This is a genomic window from Microcystis sp. T1-4 (genome assembly GCF_000297435.1).
GTDB lineage: Bacteria > Cyanobacteriota > Cyanobacteriia > Cyanobacteriales > Microcystaceae > Microcystis.
This window is the reverse complement of record NZ_CAIP01000352.1, coordinates 1-749: the sequence shown is the minus strand read 5'-3', so window position 1 is coordinate 749 and position 749 is coordinate 1. Positions and strand designations below refer to the sequence as shown.

The 749-nt window shown below is 39.1% G+C and carries 1 protein-coding gene; it reads left to right on the top strand.

Going from position 1 to position 749, the window contains the following annotated elements:
* Window positions 1-65 precede the first annotated feature (65 nt).
* Window positions 66-749 (top strand): Rpn family recombination-promoting nuclease/putative transposase (locus MICAI_RS17205; protein ID WP_039900452.1); only part of this gene is annotated, 684 nt, incomplete at its 3' end.

The following is a 749-nucleotide window of genomic DNA, read 5'->3' as shown; positions in this document are numbered from 1 at the left end:
TTAAACAGGTTAGAGCTATACAAAAAGGGACATAAAAAAATGCGATCGCCTTGTAAAATAAAAGCATGAAAACTGACACGATTTTTTATCAACTCTTTCAATCATTCCCCTCTATCTTCTTTGAATTAATTCAACTCCCTATCAGCGAAGCCAATAACTACCGCTTTGACTCAGTGGAAGTCAAACAACTTTCCTTTCGTCTTGATGGAGTCTTTCTGCCTCAAAATAATCACCCCCAGACTCCTATCTACTTCTGTGAGGTACAATTTCAAGAAGATGAGGCTTTTTATCAGCGCTTTTTCACTGAAATATTCTTATATCTCAGTAAAACTGACTTAACCAATGATTGGCGGGGTGTGATTGTCTATCCTAACCCTCAAGTAGAAACCGATAAAGTTCAACGCTATCGGGAACTCCTCAACTCCGAGCGAGTCAGACGGATTTATCTGAATGAATTAGAAAACATTCCTCAAACTTCGATTGGTTTAGCTACAGTGCAATTAATCACCCTATCTAAAGCAAAAGCGATTGATAGCACCCGAAAATTAATCCAAAGAGTGAGGCAAGAATTAACCCCCGACCAAAAACCGCAAGAACTCTTACAATTAATAGAGACGATTCTCGTTTATAAGTTACCGCTTCTCAATCGTCGGGAGATAGAAACTATGTTTAGTTTAGATGAATTAAAACAAACTCAGTATTTTCAAGATGTGCGCGAGGAAGCGCGTCAGGAAGGTCGTCAGGAAGGC